The organism is Actinomycetota bacterium (assembly GCA_036280995.1).
GTDB lineage: Bacteria > Actinomycetota > CALGFH01 > CALGFH01 > CALGFH01 > CALGFH01.
Genome location: DASUPQ010000643.1, coordinates 1 through 2,318, shown reverse-complemented (window position 1 = coordinate 2,318; position 2,318 = coordinate 1). Strand labels below are relative to the sequence as shown.

Here is a 2,318-nt window from a genome sequence, read left to right as displayed (position 1 = left end):
GCCAGAGCCCGATGTCGCCGGTGCGCAACCAGGTGTGGCCGGCGAGCAGGCCCAGCAGCAGGGTGCCGGCGGCCAGCCCCGCGCACGCGGCGAGGACCAGCGCGAACCGGCGGCGGCTGTGCAGACCGACGCCTGACGCGGGCGGCTGCCGGGTGGGACCCGCGTCCCGTAGCCGGCGGGCCAGCAGCACCAGCACCACCGCGCCGGCGATCGTGGTGACCACCCCGGTGGGGATGGTGATGCCCGCCTCCGCGCCGAACAGCGCCCGCACGACGGAATCCGCGAGAATGACGATCAGCGCGCCGACCAGACCGCACGCGGGCAGCAGTACCACGTGCCGGTTCAGGGCCGGCACGATCCGCCCGAGCAGCCGGACGATGACCGGCGCGCACAGCCCGACGAAGCCGATGGGCCCGGCCAGGGTGACGGCGGCGGCGGTGAGCAGGACGGCCAGCACGATGCCGGCGAACCGGGTGGATCGCACGGGAACGCCGAGCACGGATGCGGTGTCGTCGCCGAGGACCATCAGATCCAGCCGGCGGGCGACCAACAGGCCCGCGACGGTCGCCGCGAGCACCACCGGCGCCGCGTGGAGAAAGGCGGTCAGGCCGAGCTGACTGAGCGACCCGCTGCCCCAGGCGAACAGGCTCGTGGTGTTCTGGCTGAACAGGATGAGCAGGGTCGCCGCCGCCGAATCCAGGGCCAGCGCCACGGCCGAGCCGGCCAGCAGGATCCGGGTGCTCGACGTGCCCGCGCCGGACAGCCCGAGCACCAACCCGGCGGCGGCCAGGCCGCCGACGAACGCCACCACGCCGGAGGCCCACAGTGGAATGGACAACCCGAAGGCGGCGACGGCGACAACCGCCAGGTAGGACCCGGCTGTCACCGCCAGGGTGTCCGGCGAGGCCAGCGAGTTGCGGGTCAGGGACTGCAGCAACGCCCCGGCGATGCCAAGGGCGAAGCCGACCGCGATACCGGCGGCCATTCTGGGGATGCGGGAGCCGATCAGGATCTGCCGGGTGGATTCGGCGGTGGACCCGGTGTCCCCGGTGGCCAGGGCCCACAGGTCGCCGAACCCGACGCCGGAGGTGCCCTGGGTCAGGTGCCAGCCGGCGGCCGCCACCAGCGCGCCGGTCAACCCGAGCAGCACCCCGACCGCGCCGAGAACCCCGGCGGCGCCGACACGTTCGACGCCGCCGGGCGATTCGACGGGCTCGACCGTCCGCTCCCGGATGGCCACCGGACCCGGCTCGGTCCCTGATCCCGGCACAGTCTGCGACAAGGGGTGGGTCAGCCCGTCAGGTGGGCGACGTATGCGTCCAGCGCCTGCTGCGCGGAGCGGGGTCCGCCGAAGGTCCAGATTCCGGGCGGGAAGGCGTGCGTGTTGCCGTCGACGACGGCGGGCAGCGCCTTCCAGATCTCGTTCTTGGCCAGCTCGCCCATCACGTCACCCTCGGGGTCCTCGGTGCCCGTGTAGTAGAACGTGGCGTCGCCGACCGCGGTCATGCCCTCGATGTCGGTCTGGCCCAACCCGTAGGCCGGGTCCACCTCGCCGGTCCAGGCGTTGGTCATGCCGAGCTCCTCACCAAGCTCGCCCATCAGCGAGCCCTGGCCGAACGGCCGGATGGACACGTTGCCGCCCTGCACCCAGCCGTCGAAGTAGACGAACTGTTGGCCGGCCGCGCCGGTGTCCGCCGCCGTCTGCTTCGCGGTCCCCAGCGACTCGGTGAACTCGTCGACGACGAGCTGGGCCCGCTCCTGCCGGCCGGTGGCCTGGGCGATCAGGTTGAAGGTGTTCTTCATCTGACCGATCGGGTCGGCGGCGTCGGCGCCCTTGGTGGCCAGCACCGGCACCCCGTAGGCGGCCAGCTGGCCGATGATCTCGTCCTGCGCGGTGGATGCCTCGATGATCACCAGGTCGGGATCGGTCGCGAACAGCGCGTCCAGGTTCGGCTCGCCTCGGGTGCCGACGTCGGCGACCCCGTCCGGCAGCGTCTCCGCGGTGTCCCACAGGGTGAAGCCCTCGACGTCGGCGACCGCAACCGGGTCGACGCACAGCGTGAGCACGTCCTCCACCTGCTGCCACTCCAGGACGGCCACCCGCTGCGCGGGCGCGGCCAGGTCGACGGTGCGGCCGAAGGCGTCGGTCAGGGTGACCGGGTCGTTCGAGGTGGTCGTCGTGTCCTGCGCGCAGCCGGTCCGACCGGTCCCGGATTCCTCGGCCGCAGCCGATGCCGATCCGGACGAGGTTGCCGCCGCGGCCGTCGTGCCGGCGGTGGACGCCGGCTGGGTGGTGCCGCAGGCGGCCAGCAGCACCA

General features: G+C 73.2%; 2 protein-coding genes. Both read right to left on the bottom strand.

What is annotated here, in order from left to right; genetic code table 11:
• Positions 1-1,150, bottom strand: a 1,150-nt coding sequence (locus tag VF468_21985; GenBank protein HEX5880961.1) for an iron chelate uptake ABC transporter family permease subunit, incomplete at its 3' end; no start/stop codon positions are given.
• A gap of 140 nt (positions 1,151-1,290) precedes the next feature.
• Entirely contained in the window at positions 1,291-2,316 is a 1,026-nt protein-coding gene (locus VF468_21980) for an iron-siderophore ABC transporter substrate-binding protein (GenBank protein ID HEX5880960.1), read from the bottom strand.
• Positions 2,317-2,318: the final 2 nt, after the last annotated feature.